Origin of the sequence: Dryocola clanedunensis (assembly GCF_038405435.1) — a bacterium.
Lineage (GTDB): Bacteria > Pseudomonadota > Gammaproteobacteria > Enterobacterales > Enterobacteriaceae > Dryocola > Dryocola clanedunensis_A.
This window is the reverse complement of sequence record NZ_JBBYHZ010000247.1, coordinates 1-511: the sequence shown is the minus strand read 5'-3', so window position 1 is coordinate 511 and position 511 is coordinate 1. Positions and strand designations below refer to the sequence as shown.

The 511-nt window shown below is 66.1% G+C and carries 1 protein-coding gene; it reads right to left on the bottom strand.

Going from position 1 to position 511, the window contains the following annotated elements; genetic code table 11:
- Nucleotides 1-138: 138 nt before the first annotated feature.
- Nucleotides 139-511, bottom strand: a 373-nt coding sequence (locus tag AAE045_RS24475; RefSeq protein WP_455549880.1) for a HesB/IscA family protein, incomplete at its 5' end; no start/stop codon positions are given.

Genomic DNA, 511 nt, shown 5'->3' with positions numbered 1-511 from the left:
AGGGCCGGACAGCCCCCCGCAGGTGAACGCGGTGGGGCAAGGGTCCTGCCCGGAATCAGGCAGGAAGCCGCGCATTGTGGCAGCAGAAGGGGGCACAAGGCAAGCCGGGCGGGCTGAACAGGCCCGGCGTGCGGGCGATCAGGCCTTGTCGGCCTCGGTCGTGAAGCTCTCGCCGCAGCCGCATTCAGCGGTGGCGTTCGGGTTCCTGAACGTGAAGGTCTCGCTCAGCCCGTGCTTGCCGAAGTCGATTTCGGTGCCGTCCACCAGCTCGAGGCTGGTGGCATCCACATAGATGCGGACCCCATCCTGCTCGAAGACGGTGTCGCCCTCGCGCTCATCGCGAGCCAGATCGGTGATGTGGCCCCAGCCGGAACAACCGGTGCGGGTCACGCCGAAACGCAGGCCCAGCGCGCCGGGCGTCTGCTCGACGAACTTCTGCACACGGGCAAAGGCAACAGGGGTAAGGCTTACGGCCATGACAGGCAACTCCAGCGGATCGTGATCATTATAG